Below are 26,279 nucleotides of genomic sequence, written 5' to 3'. Positions count from 1 at the left end.
ATGACTACGTATTGGGCACCCGGACTTACGACGGTTTGTTGCGTGTCACTCGTACGACCGTCGGCGGCAGAACCGAAACCAGGACCTATGAGGGTGGTGGCGCTCAAGCTTTGCAGCAAGTGACGGCGGCGGGCGATGTTTTCAGGTTCGCCCTTGATCCCATGCTCAACGGGGCAGTGACCGCGCGGATGGGCGGCCACGCGGAATCAGCCAGGCATCGATTTGATCCATTGACCGGGCAACTCGTCGAAACTTCCAGCCCTGCCATTCAGCGCCGGTTTGAGTACTCCAGGTCGGGCAAAGAAAAGTCCCGGGAGTGGATCTCCAGCGAAGGCCGCTTCGGCACTGCCACTATCCGTTCATTGAATGGGCTGCCCATCAGCTTTATCGATGTCAACGATGTAGAAACTGCTTACATCCATGACGCTGCGGCGCGGCCCGTGGAAATACGGCAGGGACCGGTTCTGGCGAAGTACGCCTACGGTGCCCAGGGCCAGTTGCTGACATTGAGTGTCGAGGACACCGCCTCGAAACGTTCGCTGACGACCACCTTGGTTCACGATGAGTTCGGTCGTGAGATTCAGCGTATTTCGCAGTTCGGCGACGGATCTCGCCTGGAGGTCATTCAAGCGTTTGGGGCCGATGACAAACTTCAGCAACGATCGCTGGTGTCCGGTGCGCAGTCACGTACAGAAACCTTCGCCTACGACAGCCGCGGGCGTCTGACGCGCTATGACTGTGAAGGCACGCAGGCACCGATCGATGCCTGGGGAAAACGCATTGATTTTCAGGCGTTCACCTACGACTACCTCGACAACCTGTTGACGGTGCGTACGGGGTTCGATGGGGAGGAGAACCTGTGCAGGTTTTCCTACGATCGTCCTGACAAAACCCAGTTGAGTTCAATGACTCACAGTCACGCGCACTATCAGCCCGGGCAAGTGAGCTTCGAATACGATGCCAACGGTAATCTGCTCAATGATAACCAGGGGCGCACGTTCAGGTATGACACGCTGAGTCGGCTCGAAAGTGTCGCCAGCGCTGGCGGTCGCACGCACTATCAATTCGACGGCGAAGATCAATTGCATGCGGTGGCTGCCGAATCCGCAGAGTTGATCAGGCTTTTCCATAGCGAACATGCGCTGTGCAGCGAAGTGGCGGGTAACCATCGACGCAGTCTGTTGTCAGGCGACGGCAAGTACTTGGCCGAGCAGCAAGGTGACGATGTTGTCTTGTTTGTCACGGATGGTCAGGGCACCGCCCTTGCTCGCCTTGGATCTCAAGACGAATCTGTTTTGTCCTGCCTTCCTTATGGTGATCGCCCCGCATCGAGCGGACTTGGCGCCCTGCTGGGGTTTCAGGGTGAGCGACTGGACCCTTCAACCGGGTGTTACCTGCTCGGCAGGGGGTATCGGGCCTACAACCCCCGATTGATGCGATTTCAAAGCCCCGACAGTTGGAGCCCCTTTGAGGGTGGCGGCCTCAATGCCTATGCCTATTGTCTGGGGGATCCGGTCAATCTCAAGGATCCCACCGGGCATATCCCGACCCTGGGATGGGTGAAAATCGGAGTGACTGCCGCCCTGGCCGCCGCCGCGATTGCCCTCACCGTCGTGACCATGGGCGCAACCGCACCACTCGTGCCGATCTCGGCCAACGCCTTGGCCTTTTTAACCCTGGAGGTCATTTCCGCGACAGTTTCAATTGCCTCCGCGGTTGTCGATGAACTGGCCCCGGATAGCCTTGGCGCCCAGATATTGACCTACTCGTCGCTGGCGCTGGGAGTGGTTTCGTTGGGGGCCACCGCGGTTGCAAAAATTGGCAGTAAAGGCATTGGCTTTGCGTTGACGAAAAGTGTCGGCTCCCTGGCAGACGTGGTGGCTGCACAGCGAGGGGCAGCGCGGGTGGCGGTGGGGCGGCGTCTTCACGGCGCTGTTTCCACGGCAAATGAGGCATTGAGAAGCACGGTCAAATTACAAAGCCGGCTAAACAACGTGTTGACGGCAAAAACGGTCACCAGTGGGGTGGGTATCGCTGCCAAATCAGCATTCGTGGTCGCGAATTCGGAAAAGTACGCTGCCAAAGCCGACGCATTGCTTCAAGACTACTGGCCATCACTGACTGAGGGTTTCAGTGCCCAGAAATTTCGAAGCGATGCGCTGGACGCTCTGGAGTCATTCACCCATGAGATTGGCGAGCAGATCATCAAGCTGCGCGGTGTTTGAACAACGATGAGCAGAGATCTAGATTATTTCAAAATGGAATATCAACTTGAATAAAAGTTATTGTTCGGGAATAAAAAATCCCGGTATTGTCCGCTTCACGCCAGCGATAGCACTTCACTGGCACTCTCATGTTCAAGCCGTCGCCACAAGCGACTGTGATTTTCGATAAGGACACTGCATGAAAAAGGTTCTGTTGTTCACCGCACTGGCGGCTGCCCTGACCGCGGGCCTGGCCCAGGCTGGCGAGAAACTGGTGGTTGCCGCGACCCCGGTTCCACACGCCGAGATTCTCGAGCTGATCAAGCCAACCCTCGCCAAAGAAGGCGTGGACCTGGAAATCAAAGTCTTCACCGACTACGTTCAGCCGAACGTGCAGGTCGATCAGAAGCGTCTGGACGCCAACTACTTCCAGACCCTGCCGTACCTGAAGAGCTTCAACGAAGGCAAAGGCACTCACCTGGAAACCGTGATCGGTGTTCACGTTGAACCCTTCGGCGGCTACTCGAAGAAAGTCAAAACCCTGGCTGAACTGAAAGACGGCGCGACCATCGCCATCCCGAACGAAGGCAGCAACAGCGGCCGTGCCCTGATCCTGCTGCAGAAGGCTGGCCTGATCGAGTTGAAAGACCCGAAAAACGCCCTGGCCACGCCGAAAGACATCGCCAAGAACCCGCACAACTTCAAGTTCAAGGAGCTCGAGTCCGCGATGTTGCCGCGCGTGCTGGATCAGGTCGACCTGGACATGATCAACACCAACTACGCGCTGGAAGCGGGTCTGAACCCGGCTAAAGACGCCCTGGTGATCGAAGGTGCCGATTCGCCTTATGTGAACTTCCTGGTGGCCCGTCCGGACAACAAGGACAGCGTTGCCATCCAGAAACTGGCCAGAGCCCTGACCAGCCCGGAAGTGAAAGCCTTCATCGAGAAGAAGTACAGCGGCGCGGTACTGCCTGCGTTCTGATTCGCGAAGCAAACCCCTTCAAGGTTTCAAACGCCGACGGCTGATTTAGCGTCGGCGTTTTTTTATGGGTGCTCGATTTAACTGTGGCGAGGGGGCTCTTGTGGCGAGGGGGCTTGTCGGGCCGCAGCATTCGCCCAGGGGAGCGCGGGAGATCTGTTTGGGGCCGCTTCGCAGCCCAACGGGGGCAAGCCCCCTCGCCACAGGGAGCCAGTTGACTCTGAATTGCTCAGGCCGGCCTGGCCTCCAATGCCCTGCGCAACGCCATCAAGAGTTTCAGAATGTCCTGCGGATCCAGCCGTTGCGGCGGTTGTACGTCTGCCATGTTCTCGTCCTTGTGAGATTTTGGCCGGGATTCTGGCCAAAAGTGGTTCGTCCTTGGAGAGGCGTTTCGAAAAAAAGATCCTTCCTACGGCGTAATGGAAAGTAGCTGTCCTCTCTTGCCTGGGCAAACCCGGGCGACAGCTTTCTCCCGGCACTAACAGTTCTACTAGGTGCCGGCGCATTCAAGCGGGTGCAAACTGCTTCCTTCGCCGGGAGTTGACCCTCATGAGCCCAACGACTCGCCCCCTCAATCGCTACCGCTATGATGCTCTGGATCGGCTGGTCGAACTGGAGCCGTTGGAGCTGGAAAAATTGACCCGGTTCTACCGCGGCGAACACCTGGTGACGCAACTGAAAGGACAGGATGCGTACAGCGTGCTTCAACACGACAGGCAACTGCTGGCAGTGCAATCGTTGGACGGTGGCGAGCGCAACAGCCTGTTACTGGTCACTGATCAGCAACGCTCGGTATTGCAGATGACCGGCCCCGACGGAGATGTACGTCAGGTCTACGCGCCCTACGGTCATCGGCGGGTCGAGAGTGGTCCCGGTGGTTTGCTCGGATTCACCGGCGAAGTGGTCGATCCGGCCACCGGCCATTATCTGCTGGGTAACGGGCATCGGGCGTTCAACCCAGTGCTGATGCGCTTCAACAGACCGGACAGCTTGAGCCCGTTTGGGCGGGGCGGACTGAATGCGTATGCGTATTGTCTGGGGGACCCGGTGAATTTCAGTGACCCGACGGGGCAGTTTGCCAGGTTGATCACGAGCCTGTTCAGCGTGGCCAATGCTCGAATTACCATGTCGCCCGCCATTCCCTTCAAGTTGGCCAAGGATGCTTTGCAATGGGGTGCAGCAGGTCGGTTACCCTACAAATACACCCTCGGTGCAGCAGGCTCGACTGTGGCGGGAGTGGCGACGATGGCTTCAGCTCTGACGGGCGTTGCCAGTGCTGTTGCGGGTATTACTGGGGATTCTGAGTCAGCTAAAGCGCTCGGGTTTATTGCATTAGGATTAGCGGGACTTACGGTGGTATCGAGAGCGACTGTTTACTGGGCTGCGCGTGATCCCAAGACTGTCCCTGCCTTGAAGCGTTTTGTGGAGAACAAGGGGCGAGCACCGTCTGACCCGTTCCCGCCATCGGCACCACCTATGTCGCCTTCCTTTTTTTCCCCGGGCCCGGACCAGCCCTCGGCCCCGTTCCTAACACCACCACCAACACCAGGAATACTCAGATCAGGCCCCCTGAAGCTAGCTGGCAAGCGATCCTATGATGAAATGCTTGAAGTGGCGGCTACCCGGCCAATTCTGGTGGCCAGGCGTCAGCGGTCACCGCTCAATCCGAACAAAAAAATTCGATGGACCTGAGTGGTCCAACTCAAAAACTTACTCCGGCCAATACCACGCCGGCTCATCCAGTATCCGCTGCCCGACAATCCCGGTCTGTCCGAGATTCTTCTCCAGTACGATGCAATTGCACTCCGGGTCCTCCTGCAACGCCGAAATCAAACGTCGGGCGTGGGACACCACCCACACCTGGCACTGCTCGGACGCGCGGATGATCAAGCGCGCCAGCGCCGGCAGCAGATCCGGGTGCAGGCTGGTTTCCGGTTCGTTCAATACCATCAAAGTCGGCGGCCGTGGCGTCAGCAGCGCTGCGACCAGCAGCAGGTAACGCAACGTTCCGTCCGACAACTCGGCGGCCGACAGCGGCCGCAACAAACCTTCCTGAAAGAACTCGATGGCGAAGCGCCCACCCGGCAGAGGTTCGATGTTCAGTCGTGCACCGGGGAAAGCGTCGCTGATCGCCGCCCGCAAGGCCTCGGGGTCGCCAATTTCGATGATCGTCTGCAAGGCCGCCGCCAGATCGCGTCCGTCGTGGTGCAGCACCGGCGTGCGGGTGCCCAGTTGCGGTTGCCGCGCCGGGGCGTCGGCATCGCTGCGAAAGTGATCGTAAAAGCGCCAGCGGCGAATGGACTCGCGCATCTCCAGCACTTCCGGCGAACTGCGCAGGCTGCCGACCTGATCGAACAGGCTGTCGAAAGTCGGCGTGTGCTGCGCCAATACATCCCACTTTCGATCGGCGCGGGCACGGATCATCGGGCCGTCACGATCGACCAGCAGACTGGCCGGGCGATAGAACGCTCCGGCCCACAGGCATTCGCGTTTGATCTGCGGGTCGAGGCTGAAATAAGACGGTATCGGCGTGCTGCGTCCGGGCAGCATGAAATGGCCATTGGAATCGGGCAGGCCGAGGCTGATCGAGTAGCCGAAATCCTCTCCCGCAAACCCCAGGCGCAGGCGTTTGACGCCCTGGCGCACGGTGGGCTCGATGGCGACTTCGCCAGTGCGCATGCGCCGGGAGATGGTTTCCGGGCCGGCCCAGAAGGTCGAATCCAGGCCACCTTCACGGGCCAGGGCATTGACCACCCCGCCGTGGGCGGTTTCCGCCAGCAGGCGCAGCGCACGGTACAGGTTGGACTTGCCGCTGCCGTTGGGGCCGGTGATCAGATTCAGCCGTCCCAGCGGGATCACCAGTTTGTTGATCGAACGGTAATTGGCCACCGCGAGGGTCTTGAGCATTTGGGTTCCTGAGGGGGGATCGACCGGGGCTCATTGTCAGGCATGCACAGGCGTCTATGGCAAGTGTTTCAGGGCTGAAAGAGTGTGAGCTTTTTCTTCATAAGACGCTCGTGCAAGGTTCCAATCCTGTTCTAAGCTCTCTGTCGAGTTGTACATGGAAAAGGCCAAGGAGTTTGCATGGTGGTTCCCGGATTTAAAGTAGTCATGGCCTTGAGTGTCGTCACCCTGCTGACGGCTTGCGACGAGAAAAAACCCGTGCAGGAATACCTGCCACGGGTGTTCGTGCAAGTCGTCAAGCCGGCCGATTACGCGGTCCCGGTTACCCTCACCGGTGATATCCAGGCCCGGGTACAGACGGAGCTGTCTTTCCGCGTGGGTGGCAAGATCATCCAGCGCTCGGTCGACGTCGGTGATCGAGTGACCGCCAAGCAAGTGCTGGCCCGGCTCGACCCCAAGGATTTGCAGACCAATGTCGATTCGGCCCAGGCGCAAGTCGTCGCCGAACAGGCGCGGGTGACGCAAAGTGCGGCGGCGTTCGTGCGTCAGCAAAAATTGCTGCCCAAGGGTTACACCAGCCAGAGCGAATACGACTCGGCCCAGGCAACCTTGCACAGCAGCCAGAGCGCCCTGAGCGCTGCCAAGGCGCAGTTGGCCAATGCCAAGGATCAGTTGAGCTATACGGCGCTGATCGCCGATGCACCGGGGATCATTACCGAGCGCCAGGCGGAAGTCGGCCAGGTGGTGCAGGCGACGATGCCGATCTTCAGCCTGGCCCGTGACGGCGACCGGGATGCGGTGTTCAACGTCTACGAATCGCTGCTGGCCGAGAAGCCGAGAGATCACACCATTGTCCTCAGCCTGGTCGATAACCCTGCGATCAAAACCACTGGCACCGTACGCGAAATCACCCCGGCGGTGTCGGCGCAATCCGGAACCGTGCAGGTCAAGGTCGGCCTCGACAAACTGCCCGACGGCATGCAGTTGGGTTCGGTGGTGAGTGCCACGGCCAGCGGATCGGGCAAGTCGGTCATCGAGTTGCCGTGGTCGGCGCTGACCAAAAACATCAGTGCCCCCGCTGTCTGGATTGTCGACGACAAGGGCAAGGCCCAATTGCATTCAGTCACGGTCGGCCGCTACCTGACCGGCAAGGTCATCATCAGCGGCGGGTTGAAGGACGGGGACAAAGTCATCATCGCCGGCGGACAACTCTTGCACCCGGACATGGAAGTCGAAATTGCCGAAAACACTTACAAGGATCTGACGTGGGGAGCCAAGCCATGAAGCCTTTATGGGCGTTGTCCATCGGGCTGGTGCTGAGCGCCTGTTCCAAAAACGAACCGCCGCCGGCGCCGGTACGGCCGGTGTTGTCGATCAAGGTCCAGACCTTGAGCGAAGAGGACCTGGGCCGCTTCGCCGGTAGCATCCAGGCGCGCTATGAAAGCAATACCGGCTTCCGCGTGGACGGGCGAATCGCCAGCCGTAACGTCGATGTCGGCGCCGAGGTGGAGAAGGGTACGCTGCTCGCCACCCTCGACCCTTCCGACCAGCAGAACCAATTGCGTTCGGCCCAGGGCGACCTGTCGAAAATCCAGGCGCAACTGATCAATGCCAAGGCCAGTGCCCTGCGCCAGCAAGCCTTGTTTGATCGTGGGGTCGGCGCGCAAGCGCAACTCGACGAGGCCAACACGGACCTCAAAACCACCCAGGCCTCCCTCGATCAGGCCCGGGCGGCCGTTAACCAGAGCAAGGACCAACTGGGCTACACCGAGCTGCGCGCCGACCATAAAGCCGTGGTCACCCAGTGGAGCGCCGAGGCCGGGCAAGTGGTAACGGCCGGTCAGCAAGTGGTGACTCTGGCGCAACCGGACATCAAGGAAGCGGTGATCGACCTGCCCGATACCCTGGTCGATCAACTGCCCAGCGATGTGGTGTTTCTGGTCGCTGCGCAGCTGGATCCGAGCATCAACACCACCGCCATCATCCGTGAAATCGAACCTCAGGCTCAAAGCGCCACACGCACCCGTCGCGCCCGCTTGAGCCTGGCTGAAACACCAGATGGCTTTCGCCTCGGCACAGCCATCAGCGTCACCCTGAGCTCGGCGATCAAGCCGCGTATCGAGTTGCCTGTCACCGCGCTGCAGGAGGTCGATGGCAAGCCACGCATCTGGGTGATTGATGCACAGAGTAAAACCGTCTCCCCCCGTGACATCACCGTGATCAGCCGTACCGATAGCACCGTGGTGCTGGCTGGCGGCGTGAAGAACGGCGAGCGGGTGGTCAGTGCCGGTGTGAACAGCCTCAAGCCGGGGCAACAAGTGAAAATCGACGAGGACAGTCAATGAAAGGGCCTTTCAACCTCTCGGAATGGGCCCTCAAGCATCAGTCGTTCATCTGGTATCTGATGTTCGTCGCGTTGTTGATGGGTGTGTTCTCGTATTTCAACCTGGGGCGCGAAGAAGACCCTTCGTTCACCATCAAGACCATGGTGATCCAGAGCAAATGGCCGGGGGCGACCCAGGAGGAAACCCTCGAACAGATCACTGACCGGATCGAGAAGAAGCTCGAGGAGCTCGACTCCCTCGACTATGTGAAAAGCTACACGCGCCCCGGCGAATCGACGGTGTACGTGAACCTGCGCGACACCACCAGTGCCAAGGACATCCCGGAAATCTGGTACCAGGTGCGCAAGAAGATCAACGACATCAAATACCAGTTCCCGCAAGGCATACAGGGGCCGTCGTTCAACGACGAGTTCGGTGACGTCTTCGGGTCGATCTACGCCTTCACCGCCGACGGCCTGACCATGCGTCAGTTGCGCGACTACGTGGAACAGGCCCGCATGGAAATTCGCGGCGTGCCGGGGCTGGGCAAGATCGAAATGGTCGGCCAGCAGGACGAAGTGCTGTACCTGAACTTCTCCACGCGCAAACTCGCTGCGCTGGGCATCGATCAGCGTCAGGTGGTGCAGAGCCTGCAAACCCAGAACTCCGTGACCCCGGCGGGTGTCATCGAGGCCGGGCCGGAGCGGATTTCGGTGCGCACTTCGGGGCAGTTCGCTTCGGAGAAAGACCTGGCCGAGGTCAACCTCAAGCTCAATGACCGCTTCTATCGTCTGGCCGACATTGCCGAAATCAGCCGCGGCTACGTCGATCCGGCCTCGCCGGAATTCCGCTTCAACGGCAAACCGGCCATCGGCCTGGCGATTGCCATGCAGAAGGGTGGCAACGTCCAGGCGTTCGGCAAGGCCCTGCACACCCGTATCGACCAGTTGACCGCCGACCTGCCGGTGGGTGTCGGCATTGACAACGTCTCCGACCAGGCCGTGGTGGTGGAGGAGGCCGTTGGCGGCTTTACCAGCGCGTTGTTCGAGGCCGTGGTGATCGTACTGTTGGTCAGCTTCGTCAGCCTTGGCGTGCGCGCCGGGCTGGTGGTGGCGTGCTCGATCCCGCTGGTGCTGGCGATGGTGTTCGTGTTCATGGAATACAGCGGCATCACCATGCAGCGGATTTCCCTCGGTGCACTGATCATCGCCCTCGGCCTGCTGGTGGACGATGCGATGATCACCGTGGAAATGATGGTTACGCGTCTGGAGTTGGGTGAGACCAAGGAGCAGGCGGCGACCTTCGCCTACACCTCCACGGCGTTCCCGATGCTCACCGGCACGCTGGTGACGGTGGCGGGCTTCGTGCCGATCGGCTTGAACGCCAGCTCGGCCGGTGAATACACCTACACCCTGTTTGCGGTGATTGCCTGCGCGATGCTGGTGTCGTGGGTGGTGGCGGTATTGTTTGCGCCGGTGATCGGCGTGCACATTCTCAGTACCAACGTGAAACCCCATGAAGGCGAACCCGGGCGTATCGGCAAGGCGTTCAATGGCGGGCTGCTGTGGTGCATGCGCAATCGCTGGTGGGCTATTGGCATCACCGTACTGTGCTTTGTACTGGCGGTGTTCAGCATGCGCTACGTGCAGAACCAGTTCTTCCCGTCTTCGGATCGGCCGGAAATCCTGGTGGACCTGAACCTGCCGCAAAACGCCTCGATCGACGAAACCCGCCGGGCCGTCGATCGTCTTGAAGCCACGCTCAAGGACGATCCGGACATCGTGCGCTGGAGCACCTACGTCGGCCAGGGTGCCATTCGCTTCTATCTGCCACTGGACCAGCAACTGCAAAACCCGTTCTACGCGCAGTTGGTGATCGTCAGCAAAGGCCATACCCGTGAGGCCATGATGCAGAAGCTTCGCGAGCGCTTGCGCAACGACTTCGTTGGCATCGGCAGTTATGTCCAGGCACTGGAAATGGGCCCGCCGGTAGGGCGTCCGATCCAGTACCGGGTCAGCGGCAAGGACGTCGACCAGGTGCGCCGACATGCCATCGACCTGGCCACTGAGCTGGACAAGAACCCGCACATTGGCGAGATCATCTACGACTGGAACGAACCGGGCAAAGTGCTGCGGATCGACATCGCCCAGGACAAGGCGCGGCAGTTGGGGTTGTCTTCGGAGGATGTGGCCAACCTGATGAACGGCATCGTCAGCGGCCAGTCGGTGACCCAGGTCGATGACGACATTTACCTGATCAACGTGGTCGGCCGCGCGGTGGATTCCGAACGCGGTACGCCGGAAACCCTGCAGAACCTGCAAATCGTCACGCCGAGTGGCACGTCGATTCCGCTGCTGGCGTTCGCCACGGTGCGCTACGAACTGGAGCAGCCGCTGGTGTGGCGTCGCGATCGCCTGCCGACCATCACCATCAAGGCGGCGATACGCGACGAGATCCAGCCGACGGACCTGGTGAAAATCCTCAAGCCGTCCATCGACGATTTCGCTGCCAAATTGCCGGCGGGCTACAAGGTCGCCACCGGTGGTACGGTGGAGGAAAGCGGCAAGGCCCAGGGACCGATTGCCAAGGTTGTGCCGCTGATGCTGTTCTTGATGGCGACCTTCCTGATGATCCAGCTGCACAGCGTGCAGAAGCTGTTCCTGGTGGCCAGCGTCGCGCCGCTGGGGCTGATCGGCGTGGTGATCGCGCTGGTGCCGACAGGCACGCCGATGGGCTTCGTGGCGATCCTCGGGATTCTGGCGCTGATCGGTATCATCATTCGTAACTCGGTGATCCTGGTGACCCAGATCGAGGAATATGAACTGAAGGGCTATGCGCCGTGGGATGCAGTGGTGCAGGCCACCGAACATCGGCGCCGTCCGATCCTGCTGACCGCGGCGGCGGCGAGCATGGGGATGATCCCGATTGCCCGGGAAGTGTTCTGGGGGCCGATGGCCTACGCGATGATCGGCGGGATCGTCATCGCCACCTTGCTGACGCTGCTGTTTTTGCCGGCGCTGTATGTGGCCTGGTACAAGATTCGCGAGCCGAAGAAAGACGCTGTTTAAAAAGCGAGCGCTTCGCGCTCATCGCGAGCAAGCTCGCTCCCACAGGTTGACCGCAATCCACTGTGGGAGCGAGCTTGTTCGCGATGGCGTCCGAATGGGCTATACAGCTTTACGCCAGACACTCGCCAACCAGGGCTGCTGCTCCCGCGGCAGCCCTGTCGGCCGGTAGTAATGCTCCAGCTCCACAAACCCCGCCTCGATCAACAAATGCTGCCAGGCCGCCAGGTCGTGATACGACCCATAACGCGGCCCGTTCCAGCCTTCCTGATTCTCGCCACGGGGATTGGAACTGAACAACACCCCACCCGGTTTCAGCGCTCCCCACAACTGCTTCAACACCCGTGGTAATTCCTGACGCGGAACATGAAACAGCACCGCGTTGGCAAAGATCCCGTCGAAACGCTCGGCCGGCAGATCAAGCTTCAAAAAGTCCTGCTGCCAGACCTCGCAACCACTGTCCTCACGGGCCATCTGCGCGAGTTTTTCCGAACCGTCGAGGCCGACAGCCCTGTGCCCCATGCGGGTGAAGGTTTGCAAATCCCGACCCGGCCCGCAGCCGAAATCGAGAATGTCGAAAGGCGCCTCGCCCTGAATGTGCCGCAGCAGGGCATCGATGTTCTGGCTGACGTCGTGATCGCGGGTGCCTTCACGGAAGTCTTCGGCGACCGCGTTGTAATGGCCGAGGGTCGTGGAGGTGATCTGTTCGAGGTCGTCAGGTGTTTGCTTCATGGTCGGCTGCGCGGGCAAGTGGGATGGGTCGAATATACGCCATCATGCCGGGGGCTGCTTCGCAGCCCATCGCGAGCAAGCTCGCTCCCACAATGATTCGCGCCGTGCACAAATTTGGTCTGCACTGAGGATCAACTGTGGGAGCGAGCTTGCTCGCGATGGCGTTGGTACTGACAACAGATGGCTCAGCCCTTTTTCATCCCCAGACACTCAATGGAGTGATCCACCATCGCCTTGGCAATCTCCAGCAAATGCCAGATCGAGTACACCATCGCACGGTCGGCGCCCTTGAGTTGATCGCCACACTGATACGCCGTCACCGAAGCACAGCGCAGCAGATCGGCAACATACAACTGAGTGTCTTCAAAACTCACGTCTTTGCTGACGTTGTAGAAGCGCATTTCATCGGGCGGTGCGGGTTGCTTGCCGGTGAGGTAGAAATCGATGGCCCGATAAAGCACGGAGCGATCTCTGAGCAATTCGTCGGTCACGGTTTCATTGGCGGGATTTTCGGGAGGTGGATCGGGTACGGATTTTTCCATTGGTAAAACTCCTAGAGCTAATTGGAGCCAACCGATGTCGCGACTAAACGAGCAGGGGTGGCGGCTGCACGCAGGTTAGTCGACCGGTCTCTAGGCAACCCGGCGCACCCGAGGGTGCCCTGCGCACAGCCACCATAACTTTCAGGTAATGAAAACACCTGGAATGAGGTGGCGCTGTGCGCCTAGAAAGATCCGGGCGACTAAACCCGATCACTGATGAGCAGTGACGGACCGAGACTAGCCGCCGGATTTGGCAGGCGCAAGCGAGCGAAATGATCTAGGAAACTTCCTGCAAAGGAAAGGGAATAGGCCTGCGGAATGGCTGATTTCCCTGTACGAAAACTTCCCTGTCAGGGGGGGTGATCACCTGTGGCGAGGGGGCTTGCCCCCGTTGGGGTGCGAAGCGCCCCCATAACCATGCAATGAAGTATGTCAGAAACAACGAGTACGCCGGTTTTGCGACTGCTGCGCAGTCGAACGGGGGCAAGCCCCCTCGCCACAAAGGGTGTTCGCAACGTGCTTAGCGCTTGTTCAACCCCCGCGCCAACCGATCCCCACCCAGCTGAATCACCGCCACCAACGCCACCAGCAACACAATCACCGTCAACATGATCTGGCTATCAAACCGCTGATACCCATACCGATAGGCAATGTCCCCCAGTCCACCGGCGCCAATCGCCCCGGCCATGGCCGAGGAGTTGATCATCGTCACCAGGGTGATGGTGAACCCGCCAACAATCCCCGGCAGCGCTTCCGGCAACAACACATGCCAAACGATGTGCCAGCGCCGGCAGCCCATGGCTTGCGCTGCTTCGACCAAGCCGTGGTCGACCTCGCGCAAGCTGACCTCGGCAATGCGCGCAAAGAAAGGCGTAGCGGCGATGGTCAACGGCACCACCGCGGCCCACACGCCGTAAGTGGTGCCGACGATGAGCCGGGTGAACGGAATCAAAGCGACCATCAGGATCAGGAAAGGCACCGAGCGGAACAAGTTCACGAATGCGCCCAAAGCGCGGTTCAGCGCTGGCGCTTCGTAGATGCCGCCCTTGGAACTGGTGACCAGGATCACTGCCAGCGGAATGCCCGCCAACAGCGCGATCAACGACGACACGCCGACCATCAGGAAGGTGTCGATAAAGCCCTGCAGCAGGCGATCAAACCACATAACCCAGTACCTCCACCTGTTGCGCCCAATGAGAGGCGCGCTGACACAACTCCTCGGCATCGAGGGACGAGCCGGTCACCGCCAGCAGCAGTTGCCCAAGCGCATGGCCCTGAATCCGTTCCACGCCGCCTTGCAACAATCGCACGCGGCCTCCGAGGGCGCTGAACAGTGCCGCCAGATCCGGTTCGTTGCGTTGGCTGCCGGTGAACTGCAAGCGCAGGACCACAGCGGCGTCGCAGGCACTCGATTGCGCCAACAGACGGCTTTGCAGTTCTTGCGGCAATGCGTGTTGCAACGGCGCCAGCAATGTCTTGCTGACCTCATGTTGTGGATTGCCGAACACTTCCCAGACCGGGCCTTGCTCGACGATTCTCCCGTGCTCCAGCACCACCACCCGATCACAGATTTCACGGATCACCGCCATCTCGTGGGTGATCAGCACAATGGTCAGGCCCAGGCGTTGATTGATCTCGCGCAGCAGGCCGAGAATCGACTGCGTAGTCTCCGGGTCCAGTGCCGAGGTGGCTTCGTCACACAGCAGGATTTCCGGGTCATGCACCAGCGCCCGGGCAATGCCCACGCGCTGTTTCTGCCCGCCGGACAACTGCGCCGGGTAAGCCTTGTGTTTGGCCTGCAAACCCACCAGTTCCAGCAGTTCACGGACTTTGCGCTCGCGTTGTTCCTTGGGCACGCCAGCGACTTTCAACGGCAGTTCGACGTTCTGCCAAACGGTCTTGGCCGACATCAGGTTGAAGTGCTGGAAGATCATGCCGATGCGCCGCCGCAGCGCCACCAGTCGGTCTTCGTCGAACTCGCCGATGTCCACTTGATCGATCAGTACCCGACCGCTGCTCGGCTGTTCCAGGCGATTGATGGTGCGGATCAGCGACGACTTGCCGGCGCCGCTGCGGCCGATGATGCCGAACACTTCGCCGCGCTGGATCGCCAGGTCGATGCCGTGCAATGCGGCCACCGGTCCTTGCTGGCCGTTGTAGGTTTTACCCAGGCCGATGAAGCGTACGTGGGCATGGTTGAGTTCGGGATGCAGCTCAGTGCGCTCTGCGCTTTGCGGCTCTGGAATCTCCAGTCGCCGTTGGATGGCGGCGGTCATGCTCAGCTTTCCCAGCCGGCTTGATAGAGCTTGCCGTGGGCTTTATCCAGTGCGGCGCGCACAGCCGGTGAGTGCTGGTAGATGTCGACGAACTTGATCAGGCGCGGGTCGGTTTTGCTCTTGGGCTGGATCACGAACTGAATCACGTATTCCTTGTGATCGAGGCCGTCGAACAGCAGCGCGGAACCTGCGTCGAAGGTTTTCGACAAGCGAATGTAGGCCGGGTAGCCCTGTACCAGATCGGCATCGTCATAGGCACGTACCAGTTGCACGGCTTCGACCTGGAGGATCTTGATGTGCTTCGGGTTGGCGATGATGTCTTCTTCGGTGGCCTTGTAGCCGACGCCGGGCTTGAGGGTGATCAGACCGGCCTTGGCCAGCAGCTGCAAGCCACGACCGCTGTTGATCGGATCGTTGGCGATGGCCACGCTGGCGCCTTGGGGCAGTTCGTCGAAGCTTTTGTATTTCTTCGAGTAGAGGCCGACGTTGTTGATGATCCCCGGTGCGAACGGCACCAGATCGAAACCTGATGCTGCCTTGGCGTTTTCCAGGAACGGGATGTGCTGGAAGTAGTTCACGTCGATGTCGCCAGCGGCGAGGCTGACGTTCGGTGCGATCCAGTCGGTGAACTCCACCAGTTCGACTTTCAGGCCTTGTTTGCCGGCTTCTTCGACCGCTGCTTCCAGGGGAATGGCGAAAGCGGCGGTGGTGCCGATTTTCAGCGGGGCGTCGGCGGCGAAGGTCACCGAGCTGAACAGGCCGAGGGCCAGGGCCAGTGCTTTGACTGGGTGGGAGAGGTAGTTCTTTTTCATGATGAGTTATCCAGTCAGTGCATTAATTTTTTGGTGTCTGGTGGGGCCTCTTCGCGAGCAAGCCCGCTCCCACAGTGGATCTCGGGTGTTCACACAATCCCTGTGGGAGCGGGCTTGCTCGCGAAGCTTTTAGCGTCGGTAAGTCGAGCCGGTATGTTGCTCAGGCAGATGCGCCTCCCGCTGAAACAGCTTTTCGCGCAAGGTCCCGTCGTCGTACGCGGTCTTGTAAGAGCCCCGCCGTTGCAATTCGGGGATCACCAGCTCGATGAAGTCCTCATAGCTTTCCGGCGTGACGATGCGGGTCAGGTTGAAGCCATCCAGCCCGGTCTCGGCGATCCACGATTCCAGTTCATCCGCCACTTGCTGCGGTGAGCCGACCACGGTGATGTAGCGACCGCCGAGGGCGTGTTGTTCGAGTAATTTGCGTCGGGTCCAGTCGTTGTTCTGCAGGTGTTTGGTGGCGGACTGGATGGCGTTGCTCTTCACGTACTGGATCGGCTCGTCGATTTCGTACTGAGAAAAATCGATCCCGGTGGACGCCGAGAAGTGCGCCACGCCGGCCTCTGCACTGGCGTAGCTCAGGTACTCGGCGTGCTTGGTCCAGGCCAGGTCTTCGGTGGCGCCGACGATCACATTCAGGCCCATGAACACCTTGATGTCCTCGGGATTGCGCCCGGCCTCGACGGCGCTGGCGCGTACCTTGTCCACCTGCGCCTTGGTCGATGCCTTGGTCTGGCCACTGATGAACACGCACTCGGCATGTCGCCCGGCGAACAGCAAACCGCGATCCGAGCTGCCGGCCTGGAACAGCACCGGCGTGCGCTGGGGCGAGGGTTCACACAGGTGATAACCCTCGACCTGATAGAACTCGCCCTTGTGCTCGACCTTGTGCACTTTGTCCGGCTGCGCGTAGATCCGTTGCCGTGGATCGTTGAGCACCGCGCCGTTTTCCCAACTGCCTTCCAGGAGTTTGTAAAGCACCTCCAGGTACTCGTCGGCCTGGTCATAACGACGGTCATGCTCGACTTGTTCGCTCAGGCCCATGGCCTTGGCGGCGCTGTCGAGATAGCCGGTGACGATGTTCCAGCCGACCCGCCCACGGCTCAGGTGATCCAGGGTCGACAGGCGGCGGGCGAACAGATACGGCGCTTCGTAGGTGAGGTTGGCGGTCAGGCCGAAACCGAGGTTTTTCGTTACCGCCGCCATGGCCGAGACCAGCAGCAGCGGGTCGTTGACCGGCAACTGGATCGACTCTTTCAACGGCACGTCCACCGAGCTCTGGTAAACGTCGTAGACCCCGACGATGTCGGCGATGAACAGGCCGTCGAACAGCCCGCGCTCCAGCAACTGCGCCAGTTCGGTCCAGTACTCGAGGGTGTTGTAGCGGGTTGATGTGTCGCGCGGGTGCGTCCACAAACCGTGGTTGATGTGCCCGATGCAGTTCATGTTGAACGCGTTGAGCAGGATCTTCTTTTTCGCGGCGGTCATCAAATGGTCCCCCGCAGTGGCGGGTTTTCATCGTTGAGGTAGTAATTGCCGACAGCGTGGTACTTCCAGCGCACCGGGTCGTGCAGGGTGTGCACCCGGGCGTTGCGCCAGTGGCGATCCAGGCTGTGCTCAATCAGGGTCGCCTGGCTGCCGGCCAGTTCGAACAGTGTGCTGCCGGCGGCCAGGGAGATTTCGGTGCTGAGGGCGCGTGCTTCGGCGACGGCAATCGAGGCGGCCGCGACGGTCTCGGCATTCGTGTAGGCCTGGGCCTTGTCGAGGAATTCACCGGCACGTTCCAGCAGCGCCTCGGCGGCGTGCAGGCGAATGCTCAGGTGGCCGAAGCTCTTGAGGGTCAGCGGATCGTCCGTGGCTTTTTCGTGGGTGGCGTCGATCCAGGGCCGGGTTTTCGTGCGCACGAAATGCAGCGCATCTTCATACGCGGCGCGGGCGATGCCGGTGTCGATGGCGGCATGGAGAATCTGCGCCAGCGGGCCGACCGGAGTCGGGCGCTCGAAAGCGCTTTGAAAGGGGATCACATCTTCGGCTGCGACGTAGACATCTTCGAACACCACCGAACCGCTGCCGGTGGTGCGTTGGCCAAAGCCGCTCCAGTCGTCGATCACGCTCAGGCCCTTGCTGTTGCGTGGGACGAACGCCAGTTGCTGCACGCCGTTTTCATCCACCACCGAGGTGGGAATGCGCTGGGCGTAGATCGCGCCCGTGGCGTAGAACTTGCGACCATTGATGCGATAGCCGCTGGCGTCGCGAGTCAGGCTCGTGACGCGATCGTGTGCGGTTTTAGTGCCGAGTTCGGCCAACGCATTGCCGAAGCGTTGACCGGCCAAAACTTCGGCGTACAGGCGTTGCTTCTGCTCGTGGCTGCCGTTCACCCGCAATACTTCGAGGGCATAGAAATGGTTTTGCGGGATCTGCCCCAGGGAGCCGTCGGCCCGGGCGATCAAGGCGATGACCTTGGCCAGGGTGACGTTGGAAACGCCGGCGCCGCCATACTCTTTTGGCACGCTGATGCCCCACAGGCCCGATCGGGAAAACACTTCCAGTTCCGGGTGTGGCAAGCGGCGCTCGCGGTCGCGTGTGGCGCTGTCGCGTTTGAAGTCTTCGGCGAGGTCGCTGGCGACGATCAGAGCTTGTTCATCGCTGGCGATGACCGCGACGTGGTGAGAACTTGTCATATGTTTCTCCAGATGTCTGGTCGTCAGATCCAGGAATGGCGATTAGGCAGCGTGCCGTTGAGGCGATAGGCGCCGACCGCGTGATACTTCCAGCGCACCGGGTCGTGCAGGGTGTGCACCCGGGCGTTGCGCCAGTGGCGGTCGAGGTTGAATTCGGCGAGGGTCGCGCGGCTGCCGGCCAGTTCGAGCAGCTTTTCGCTGGCCAGCAACGAAATCTCGGTGGTCAGCACTTTGGCTTCGGCCACGGCAATCGAGGCGCGGGCGGCGGACTCGGCGGTGAGTGGTGCGGCGCTGACGTCATCGAGCACTTGCCCGGCCTTGCGCAGCAGCGCTTCGGCGGCGTGCAGTTCGATTTTTAACCTGCCGATATCGGCGATCACGTACAGGTCATCACTGGCCCGCTCGACCTTGGCGTCGATCCATGGCCGGGCGCGGGTTTTCACGAAGTCGATGGCGTCGTCGATGGCGCCTCGGGCGATGCCGGCGTCGATGGCCGCTTGAATCAGCTGCGAGACGGCACCCTGGATGTTCGGCGTGTCGTTGATCCGCCAGTTATCCACCACCAGTTCGGGATCGGCCTGCACGTTGTTGAGCAAAATCGTGCCGCTGGCGGTGGTGCGCTGACCAAAACCGGACCAGTCATCGACAATGCGCAATCCCGGTGTGCCACGACGGATGAACGCCAGCACCTGCTTGCCATCGTCGTTCAGCGCTTTGACCGCGACCCAATGAGCGAACAGTGCGCCGGTGGAATAGAACTTCTGGCCATTGAGGACGCCGTCAGCGGTGATGCGCGCCTTCAGTTCCAGGGTGTTTTTGGTGCCGCGTTCCGGCCCGGCATTGCCGATGCGCCAGCCTTCCAGGACGCTTTTGAACAGTTGTTGTTTCTGCGCTTCGGTGGCGCTGCCGAGCACCAGGTTAAGAATGCCGAACTGGTTTTGCGGGATCTGCCCAAGCGCCGGGTCGGCGGCGGAAATGATCGCGAAGACCTCGGCCAGGGTGACGAACGAAACCTGCGGGCCACCGTACTCGCGGGGGATGGAAATACTGCCCAGGCCGCTGCGGGTGAACTGCTCGATTTCCGACCATGGGAGCTTGCGCTGCTGGTCTCGTTTGGCTGCTTGCTGGCGGGCGACTTGCGCCAGTTCGTGGGCCGCCTTGATGGCTTGAGCGTCGTTGCGCAAGATTTGTGCGGGCAACAACAGCGGGGCGATGTCCAGGTCACTCTGGACGATTGCATCTGCCAGACTGGACATCAGTGCCGCTCCTTGGCTGCACGCAATGCCCTGGCGATCTGCACTGGGGTGATTGTGTTCCGGACCATACCTACCTCACATCTTATGGAAGCGCCGCTTGTGGCAGCGCATGAAAACAAGGATGTCCGGTGGTCCGGTGTATATACCCTAAACGTGTATAAATATTTTATGAACTAACTTTTAGGAATATGTATAGAAGGGTGTTCCCATGGGCGAACGCAATCCCTGTGGCGAGGGGGCTTGCCCCCGTTCGACTGCGCAGCAGTCGTAAATTCTGTAAACGTGGTTCATCTGAAGCAACGCGGTGGCAGAAATGGGGGGCGCTGCGCACCCCAACGGGGGCAAGCCCCCTCGCCACAGAAGCGGTATTCATTACTTGCGGGATTCGGCGGCCTTGAGCACTTTTTTCGGGGGGACTTTCAGATAAGGATTGGCGCAACCGATTTTCAGCGTACGGGCCGGCGCCCAGCGGGAGTTGTTTCCCACCCGATCGAGAATGCAGTACGTCACTTCAAGCCGCAGGTCTTCGCCGGCTTCGAGGATGATGGCCGGCGGTATCCAGACCTGAATCGGCTGACCCACATCGGTGGCCTTGAGCCGTGGCAGATCCATGCGCACATCGCCCCAGCGCAGGGTGATTTCGTCGTCGACGGCCATGTTCAGGTACGGCTCGATGGTCAAGGGAACACCGCGCTTGACCTGGCTTGGATTGACCCCCTGACGGCGAATCGCCTCGGGAATGCTCACCGGTGCCAGGCACTGGTTTTCATCGCCGCACAGCGCGGAGGGTTGGCCGCCTGGGCAGTCGAGTTTGATCTGCACGTTTCGGCTGGCCGAAATCACCGGGTCTCGACCCACCTGCATGACCCGGTAGTGAATGCGCGAGGTCCCGTTGGCGACAAAACTTTCAGGCACCCGCAGCTGCACCGGTTGGCCGACAGCGCTGGCCGTCAGCACGCGGGAGGCCACGTAGCAGTTGTCCCAGAACAGTTCGATCAGGTCACCTTCGTCCATGGCGGGGTAGGGCGCCACATCGATCAGCAGGTGCGCCGCGCAAGTGACGTTGATGCCGGTCTTGTTGGATTGCGCCAGGGTCGGGGCCACAAGCGCGGATTTGTTCGAGGTGCTTTTCATGAAGTCTCCTTGAAGTCTTGCAGCGAAGTCCGTTTCTGGGAATTCAAAAACTAAATATCGAACAGCAAAACCATTCATTATTTTTAATTGAAATAATGAGTTTGGCGTGAAGAGTGATGTTGATCGGAGACTAGATAAGAGTCAGGGGGAGCAAGTGTCAATAAGATTTATTAGTTGTGGGTGATGCGTGATGTTATTCAGAAAGTTCCTACGGCGCAAAGTAAGTAAACCATGCCGCTGCGTCGAATTTGTCCGCTGAAAGTGGCTGAAGTCGGGCGGCTCGGCGGGCGTTGTTGGCCAGGTGCTGCGAAAGGAACATGGTGGAGATAGGGGGGTTAATTGTTGCGATGCATATATATGTACCGCGCGCGCGTACAAAATATGTATATAGAATAGGTGGATTTAGTTTGGTATTGATGAGGTGTTTTTTTCGGGGGTGTCACTTCCGTCCATGGAAGATGACCATTGTTGAGCAGGGTTGTTAGTTGTGGGCGTTATTCAGAAACTTGCTGAGAAACTGTTTTGTCCGCTCCTCTTTCGGGTTGGCAAACAATGCCTTCGCTTCGCCTTGCTCGACGATCACACCCTTGTCGAAAAACACCACCCGGTTGGCCACGTCCCGGGCAAAACCCATTTCGTGGGTGACGATCACCATGGTGCGTTTCTCTTCGGCCAGGCCGCGGATGGTCGCCAACACCTCGCCCACCAACTCCGGGTCGAGGGCCGATGTCGGCTCATCGAACAGGATCACTTCCGGCTCCATCGCCAGCGCCCGGGCAATCGCCACGCGCTGTTGCTGGCCACCGGAGAGGCGACGCGGGTAAGCGTCCTCCTTGCCCGCCAGGCCGACCTTGGCCAAGAGCTTCTTACCCAGGGCAACGGCGTCGGCATGTGGGGTCTTCTTGACCACGATCGGGCCTTCGATGACGTTTTCCAGGGCGGTGCGATGGGGGAACAGGTTGAAGTTCTGGAACACGAAACCTACGTGCTGGCGCAAACGCCGCACCAGGCTCTGCTGCTGGTTCAGTGGGCGGCTGGTATCGACCTCGATATCGCCGACCTTGATCCGGCCGCTGGTGGGTTCTTCCAGAAAATTCAGGCAGCGCAGGAAGGTGGTCTTGCCCGAACCGCTAGGGCCGATGATCGCGACCACCTCGCCTTCCTTGACCTCAAGATCGATGCCGTTGAGCACGACTTGACCCTTGAACTGCTTTGTCAGTTTTTCCACGACAATCATCGGGTCAGGACTCCTGGTCGTGCCGATTGACCCGCGCTTCCAACTGGTTCTGCAGGTGCGACAGCACCGTGGCCAGGACCCAGTAGATCAGTGCGGCGGCAAGATACATGGTGAAGATTTCGAAGGTGCGGGCGGTGATCAGCTGCGCCTGACGGAACAGTTCCGGCACCTGGATGGTAGCGGCCAGCGCGGTGTCCTTGACCAGCGAAATGAAGCTGTTGCCCAGCGGCGGCAATGCGGTGCGCATCGCCTGCGGCAGGATGGCCCGGCGCAAGGTCTGCGCGCGGGTCATGCCGATACTGGCAGCCGCTTCCCACTGGCCGCGCTCGATGGAGCTGATCGCGGCACGCAGGATTTCACAGGCGTAGGCGGCCATGTTCAGCGAGAAACCGATCAGGGCCGCTGGCAGCGGATCCAGTTCCAGACCCAATTGCGGCAAGCCGTAATAGATCACGAACAGTTGCACCAGCAACGGCGTGCCGCGAAAGAACGACACGTAGATGCGGGCGATCCAGCTCACCAGTTTGAAGCGCGACAGGCGCATCAGCGCCAGACCGAACCCCATCACCAGGCCGAAAAACATCCCGCCCAGGCTGAGGATGACCGTGTAATACGCGCCCTTGAGCAGAAAGGGCGCGGAGTCCAGTGCGAGTTGAAAAGCTTCTTCCATTATTGAGTGACGTCAGCGCTGAAGTATTTTTCCGAAAGCTTTTTCAGCGTACCGTCGGCGCGCAGCTTGTCGATGGCTTTGTTCACAGCTGCCAGCAGCTCAGGCTCGCCTTTGCGCAGGGCAATACCGGCTTCCTGGCGGGAGAACGCATCACCGGCGGCGGTGGTGTCCTTGGCTTTCTTGGCGTATTCGAGCGCGGCCAGGCGGTCGATCAGAATGGCGTCGATGCGGCCGACACGCAGGTCCTGGAACTTGGTTGGATCATCTTCGTAGGTGCGGACGTCAGCCTTGGGCACATTTTCTTTCACCCACTGCTCGTAGTTGGTGCCCAGGCCTACGCCGACTTTCTTGCCAGACAGGTCAGCGGCGGACTTGATGTTCAACTCGGCGGCCTTCTTCGTCAGCACCAGCGCCTGAATACCGGAAACGGTGTACGGCTCGGAGAAGTCATACTTCTTCTTGCGCTCTTCGGAGATGGTCACCTGGTTGATCACTGCGTCCAGGCGCTTGGATTCCAGGGCCGCGAGGATGCCGTCCCATTTGGTCGGTTGCAGCTTGACCTTCACGCCCAGCTCTTTGGCCAGGGCTTCGGAGAACTCGACTTCGAAGCCGGCCAGTTTGCCGTCGGCGTCGACGAAACTGAACGGTGGGTAGGTGCCTTCCAGGCCGACGTTGATCACGCCTTTGTCCTTGATTTGTTGCAGTTGCTCACCGGCAACCGCCTGGCCAATCAGGCCGGCGCTCAGTGCCAGGCCCAGCGAACCCACCAGCAGATTGCGACGTAGTGCGGAAAAATTCATGACAAGCCCCTGTGTTTTCTTATGGAAGACGCTTTTGCGAAAATTTGGCGAAATCGGGAATTAAGCGACAGCGCTATCCTGCCTTAAAGCAGCGTATGCGTCTCTCGGGAAATTCGCCTGTAGCATGACTATATGATGGCGTTTTTAGATTGGAAAATAATAATTAATCTTCTGGTTATTCCATTTTGGAATGGCTTGCGTTTTTACTGTGGGAGCGAGCTTGCTCGCGATGGTCGTCAACGATAACGCGGGCAACCTGACACCCCGCGGTGCCCTGTCGTCCATCGCGAGCAAGCTCGCTCCTACAGGAAATCCTTGTAGGCAAACAGTGCCGGTGCCCCGCCGGTGTGCAGGAAGATAATCGGCCCCTCGTTGAAACGCTGACGGCCGATACCGTCCAGCAAGCCCGCCATGGCCTTGCCAGTGTAGACCGGGTCCAGCAGCAAGCCTTCCTGACTCGCCAGCAGTTTCACCGCCGCCAGTGTGCCGGCATTCGGCTCGCCATAACGCGGGGCGAAATACTCATCCCACAGCTCGACCTTGAAAGCCTCCGGCAGGCTGACGCCCAGCAACTCGGCGGTGCGTTCGGCCAGGCCTTGAACCTTTGGTCGCTGATCTTCATCGCTGCGCGAAACCGTCACGCCAATCACTGGCAGATCCGGCAGCGCTTCACTCAAGGCCAGTGCCAGGCCGCTGTGGGTACCGGCGCTGCCCGAGGCCAGGACCACGGCGGCGAACTTCAGGCCGGTGTCCTTGATCTGCTCGGCCAGTTCCAGCCCGGCGCGTACGTAACCCAGGGCGCCCAAGGCATTGGAACCACCGATCGGCACCAGGTACGGCTTCTTGCCGTTGCTGCACAGTCGGTTGGCCAGGGCTTGCAGTTGCTCGTCGGCGTTGTCGAGGTTTTCTACCAATTCGACCTTGGCATCGAACAGGTCGAGCAGCAGGCGGTTGCCGTTGCCGGTGTAATTGTTGTCGTCAGTGCCCAGAGGATTTTCCAGAAGGGCTACGCAGCCCAGCCCCAACTTTGCGGCAATGGCGGCTGTCTGGCGCACGTGGTTCGATTGCAGCGCCCCCGCCGTGATCAAGGTGTCGGCACCCTGGGCCAAGGCATCGGCGGCCAGGTATTCGAGTTTGCGCAGCTTGTTGCCGCCCATCGCCAGCGGCGTCAGGTCATCGCGCTTGACGTACAGGTCGCGGCCCAGCCAGGTCGACAGGCGTTCGAGTTTTTCCAGGGCGGTGGGCTGACCGAGCAGGTCGAGGCGGTTAAAGCGGGCGAGCTGTTGTTTGATCATGAGTCCGTACTGGCGGTTGAAGATCTCAGGACTATAGGCACGCCCAAAAGCCGGGGCAACCGTCAATCGCTTATAGCCAATCGAACTGAGCACAGCACTATTGGTTCTTAATTTGCCTTGCGACCCTTGCCGTAAAGTAATCGCCGTCAGTGCGGCCAGACAGTCCGGCCGCCCGTGAGGAGTTTTTACCGTGAGTGAGCGTTCCAGCCATTGGCAATTGCAGACCATCGTCAGCCAGCTGCGCACGGCGCGTGAACAGTGGCGTGCACAAAACGGCCGGGCCAGCGGCGAGCAGGGCGGTCGCGAATTGCCGTCCCGCGCAGCCATGGCGGAGATTCTCGAAGCGCTGTGCGGTGCGTTGTTCCCGATGCGCCTGGGGCCGGTTGACCTGCGCGAAGAGAGCGAAGATTTCTACGTCGGCCACACCCTCGATGTGGCGCTGAATGCGCTGTTGGCCCAAGCGCGGCTCGAATTGCGCTACGCCGCGCGCCACAGTGCCCAGGCCGAGATTGAAGTCGAAGCCAAAACCATCCAGATCATTCAGGACTTCGCCCTCGCGTTGCCAGGGTTGCGCAGCCTGTTGGACACTGACGTATTGGCTGCCTATCACGGTGACCCGGCGGCCCGCAGTGTCGATGAAGTGCTGTTGTGCTACCCGGGGATTCTGGCGGTGATTCACCATCGTCTGGCCCACCATTTGTATCGCGCCGGGTTGCCACTGCTGGCGCGGATCAGCGCGGAAATCGCTCACTCGGCCACCGGCATCGACATTCACCCTGGAGCGCAGATCGGCCGCAGTTTCTTCATCGACCACGGGACGGGTGTGGTGATTGGCGAAACCGCGATCATCGGCGAGCGCGTGCGGATCTATCAGGCGGTGACTTTGGGCGCCAAGCGCTTCCCGGCGGACGAAGACGGTCAGTTGCAGAAAGGCCAGCCACGACACCCGATAGTCGAGGATGACGTGGTGATTTATGCCGGGGCGACGATTCTGGGGCGGATCACCATCGGCCAGGGTTCGACCATTGGCGGCAACGTCTGGCTGACCCGCAGCGTGCCGGCGGGCAGCAACCTGACCCAGGCAAATCTGCAGCATGATGATGGGGCGCAGAAGTAGGCCTCTAAATCTCCACTGATTTCTCAGGCCTCATCGCGAGCAAGCTCGCTCCCACAAGGGGGACGCGGTCAACTGTGGGAGCGAGCTTGCTCGCGATTGGATTTCAAGCCGAATCGAGCCAGTGGCCCTGATCTGATCCTGCGCCGAACCCTCCCTTGAGCTAGCGTAATACCAGTACCGCCGAGCCCTGCGATTAGTCCTTAGCCCCCTATCCATGTTTAACTTGAACGTTCATTCAAGTTAAACCGGCG

Annotated in this window: 21 protein-coding genes; 7 read left to right on the top strand and 14 right to left on the bottom strand. The window is 60.2% G+C overall.

Annotation, left to right across the window (positions count from 1 at the left end; translation table 11 throughout):
• The first annotated feature begins 11 nt into the window (after window positions 1-11).
• The 3 genes from AC1Q6Y_RS21560 to AC1Q6Y_RS21550 all read left to right on the top strand — a co-directional run bounded on the left by AC1Q6Y_RS21560 (window position 12) and on the right by AC1Q6Y_RS21550 (window position 4,875).
• Window positions 12-2,225, top strand: coding sequence for an RHS repeat-associated core domain-containing protein (locus tag AC1Q6Y_RS21560; protein WP_492625128.1), 2,214 nt, complete (start codon window positions 12-14; stop codon window positions 2,223-2,225).
• A 178-nt stretch (window positions 2,226-2,403) separates the two neighbouring features.
• Entirely contained in the window at window positions 2,404-3,186 is a 783-nt protein-coding gene (locus tag AC1Q6Y_RS21555; protein WP_492625127.1) for a MetQ/NlpA family ABC transporter substrate-binding protein, read from the top strand.
• 546 nt (window positions 3,187-3,732) lie between these two features.
• Window positions 3,733-4,875 (top strand): RHS repeat-associated core domain-containing protein, encoded by a 1,143-nt coding sequence (locus AC1Q6Y_RS21550; protein ID WP_492625126.1) that lies wholly within the window; start codon window positions 3,733-3,735, stop codon window positions 4,873-4,875.
• 18 nt (window positions 4,876-4,893) lie between these two features.
• Here AC1Q6Y_RS21550 and AC1Q6Y_RS21545 read toward each other — a convergent pair whose 3' ends face one another.
• Window positions 4,894-6,090 carry an AAA family ATPase gene (locus AC1Q6Y_RS21545; RefSeq protein WP_492625125.1) on the bottom strand — a complete coding sequence of 399 codons (1,197 nt, stop codon included), beginning with the start codon at window positions 6,088-6,090 and terminating at the stop codon, window positions 4,894-4,896.
• Window positions 6,091-6,267: 177 nt separating this feature from the next.
• Between AC1Q6Y_RS21545 and AC1Q6Y_RS21540 the strand changes: the two genes are divergently transcribed.
• From AC1Q6Y_RS21540 to AC1Q6Y_RS21530, 3 genes are read left to right on the top strand one after another with little or no spacing between them, the layout of a single operon-like run.
• A complete protein-coding gene (locus AC1Q6Y_RS21540) occupies window positions 6,268-7,371 on the top strand; it encodes an efflux RND transporter periplasmic adaptor subunit (RefSeq protein ID WP_057712492.1) in 1,104 nt (367 codons plus the stop codon).
• Window positions 7,368-8,432, top strand: a complete 1,065-nt coding sequence (locus tag AC1Q6Y_RS21535) for an efflux RND transporter periplasmic adaptor subunit (RefSeq protein WP_057712491.1) — start codon at window positions 7,368-7,370, stop codon at window positions 8,430-8,432. Before AC1Q6Y_RS21540 ends, AC1Q6Y_RS21535 begins: the two co-directional genes overlap by 4 nt.
• The gene (locus AC1Q6Y_RS21530) at window positions 8,429-11,479 is read left to right on the top strand and encodes an efflux RND transporter permease subunit (protein WP_057712490.1); all 3,051 of its coding nucleotides are present in this window, start codon (window positions 8,429-8,431) and stop codon (window positions 11,477-11,479) included. Before AC1Q6Y_RS21535 ends, AC1Q6Y_RS21530 begins: the two co-directional genes overlap by 4 nt.
• A gap of 99 nt (window positions 11,480-11,578) precedes the next feature.
• Here AC1Q6Y_RS21530 and AC1Q6Y_RS21525 read toward each other — a convergent pair whose 3' ends face one another.
• The 13 genes from AC1Q6Y_RS21525 to AC1Q6Y_RS21465 form a co-directional block, all read right to left on the bottom strand.
• Window positions 11,579-12,208, bottom strand: coding sequence for a class I SAM-dependent methyltransferase (locus AC1Q6Y_RS21525; protein WP_492625124.1), 630 nt, complete (start codon window positions 12,206-12,208; stop codon window positions 11,579-11,581).
• A 185-nt stretch (window positions 12,209-12,393) separates the two neighbouring features.
• Window positions 12,394-12,750 carry a DUF6124 family protein gene (locus AC1Q6Y_RS21520; protein ID WP_407515130.1) on the bottom strand — a complete coding sequence of 119 codons (357 nt, stop codon included), beginning with the start codon at window positions 12,748-12,750 and terminating at the stop codon, window positions 12,394-12,396.
• A gap of 520 nt (window positions 12,751-13,270) precedes the next feature.
• Window positions 13,271-13,915, bottom strand: coding sequence for a methionine ABC transporter permease (locus tag AC1Q6Y_RS21515; RefSeq protein WP_057712488.1), 645 nt, complete (start codon window positions 13,913-13,915; stop codon window positions 13,271-13,273).
• Entirely contained in the window at window positions 13,905-15,026 is a 1,122-nt protein-coding gene (locus AC1Q6Y_RS21510; protein WP_492625123.1) for a methionine ABC transporter ATP-binding protein, read from the bottom strand. The genes AC1Q6Y_RS21515 and AC1Q6Y_RS21510 overlap by 11 nt, the downstream gene beginning before the upstream one ends.
• A gap of 2 nt (window positions 15,027-15,028) precedes the next feature.
• Window positions 15,029-15,838, bottom strand: a complete 810-nt coding sequence (locus AC1Q6Y_RS21505) for a MetQ/NlpA family ABC transporter substrate-binding protein (RefSeq protein WP_057712486.1) — start codon at window positions 15,836-15,838, stop codon at window positions 15,029-15,031.
• Between the two features lie 129 nt (window positions 15,839-15,967).
• Window positions 15,968-17,326: an LLM class flavin-dependent oxidoreductase gene (locus AC1Q6Y_RS21500; protein ID WP_492625122.1), complete on the bottom strand. Its 1,359-nt coding sequence runs from the start codon at window positions 17,324-17,326 to the stop codon at window positions 15,968-15,970.
• Window positions 17,326-18,519 carry an SfnB family sulfur acquisition oxidoreductase gene (locus tag AC1Q6Y_RS21495; RefSeq protein WP_492625121.1) on the bottom strand — a complete coding sequence of 398 codons (1,194 nt, stop codon included), beginning with the start codon at window positions 18,517-18,519 and terminating at the stop codon, window positions 17,326-17,328. Before AC1Q6Y_RS21495 ends, AC1Q6Y_RS21500 begins: the two co-directional genes overlap by 1 nt.
• A 23-nt stretch (window positions 18,520-18,542) precedes the next feature.
• Complete coding sequence (locus tag AC1Q6Y_RS21490; protein ID WP_057712483.1) at window positions 18,543-19,775, bottom strand: SfnB family sulfur acquisition oxidoreductase; 1,233 nt, start codon at window positions 19,773-19,775, stop codon at window positions 18,543-18,545.
• A gap of 372 nt (window positions 19,776-20,147) precedes the next feature.
• Entirely contained in the window at window positions 20,148-20,909 is a 762-nt protein-coding gene (locus tag AC1Q6Y_RS21485) for a hypothetical protein (protein ID WP_492625120.1), read from the bottom strand.
• A 481-nt stretch (window positions 20,910-21,390) separates the two neighbouring features.
• Window positions 21,391-22,146, bottom strand: a complete 756-nt coding sequence (gene tcyN / locus AC1Q6Y_RS21480) for an L-cystine ABC transporter ATP-binding protein TcyN (RefSeq protein ID WP_108216113.1) — start codon at window positions 22,144-22,146, stop codon at window positions 21,391-21,393.
• Between the two features lie 4 nt (window positions 22,147-22,150).
• Window positions 22,151-22,816, bottom strand: coding sequence for a cystine ABC transporter permease (gene tcyL, locus AC1Q6Y_RS21475; protein WP_007983131.1), 666 nt, complete (start codon window positions 22,814-22,816; stop codon window positions 22,151-22,153).
• Window positions 22,816-23,616 carry a cystine ABC transporter substrate-binding protein gene (gene tcyJ, locus AC1Q6Y_RS21470; RefSeq protein WP_090452489.1) on the bottom strand — a complete coding sequence of 267 codons (801 nt, stop codon included), beginning with the start codon at window positions 23,614-23,616 and terminating at the stop codon, window positions 22,816-22,818. Before tcyJ ends, tcyL begins: the two co-directional genes overlap by 1 nt.
• 302 nt (window positions 23,617-23,918) lie before the next feature.
• Window positions 23,919-24,911: a D-cysteine desulfhydrase gene (locus tag AC1Q6Y_RS21465; RefSeq protein ID WP_154861260.1), complete on the bottom strand. Its 993-nt coding sequence runs from the start codon at window positions 24,909-24,911 to the stop codon at window positions 23,919-23,921.
• A 190-nt stretch (window positions 24,912-25,101) separates the two neighbouring features.
• Here AC1Q6Y_RS21465 and epsC point away from each other — a divergent pair, with 190 nt between their 5' ends.
• Window positions 25,102-26,028 (top strand): serine O-acetyltransferase EpsC, encoded by a 927-nt coding sequence (epsC, locus tag AC1Q6Y_RS21460; protein WP_492625119.1) that lies wholly within the window; start codon window positions 25,102-25,104, stop codon window positions 26,026-26,028.
• Window positions 26,029-26,279: the final 251 nt, after the last annotated feature.

Source organism: Pseudomonas sp. GW823-FHT06E10, assembly GCF_058794995.1.
Note: the sequence above shows the minus strand (reverse complement) of the source record. Positions and strands in the feature narration are given on the sequence as shown.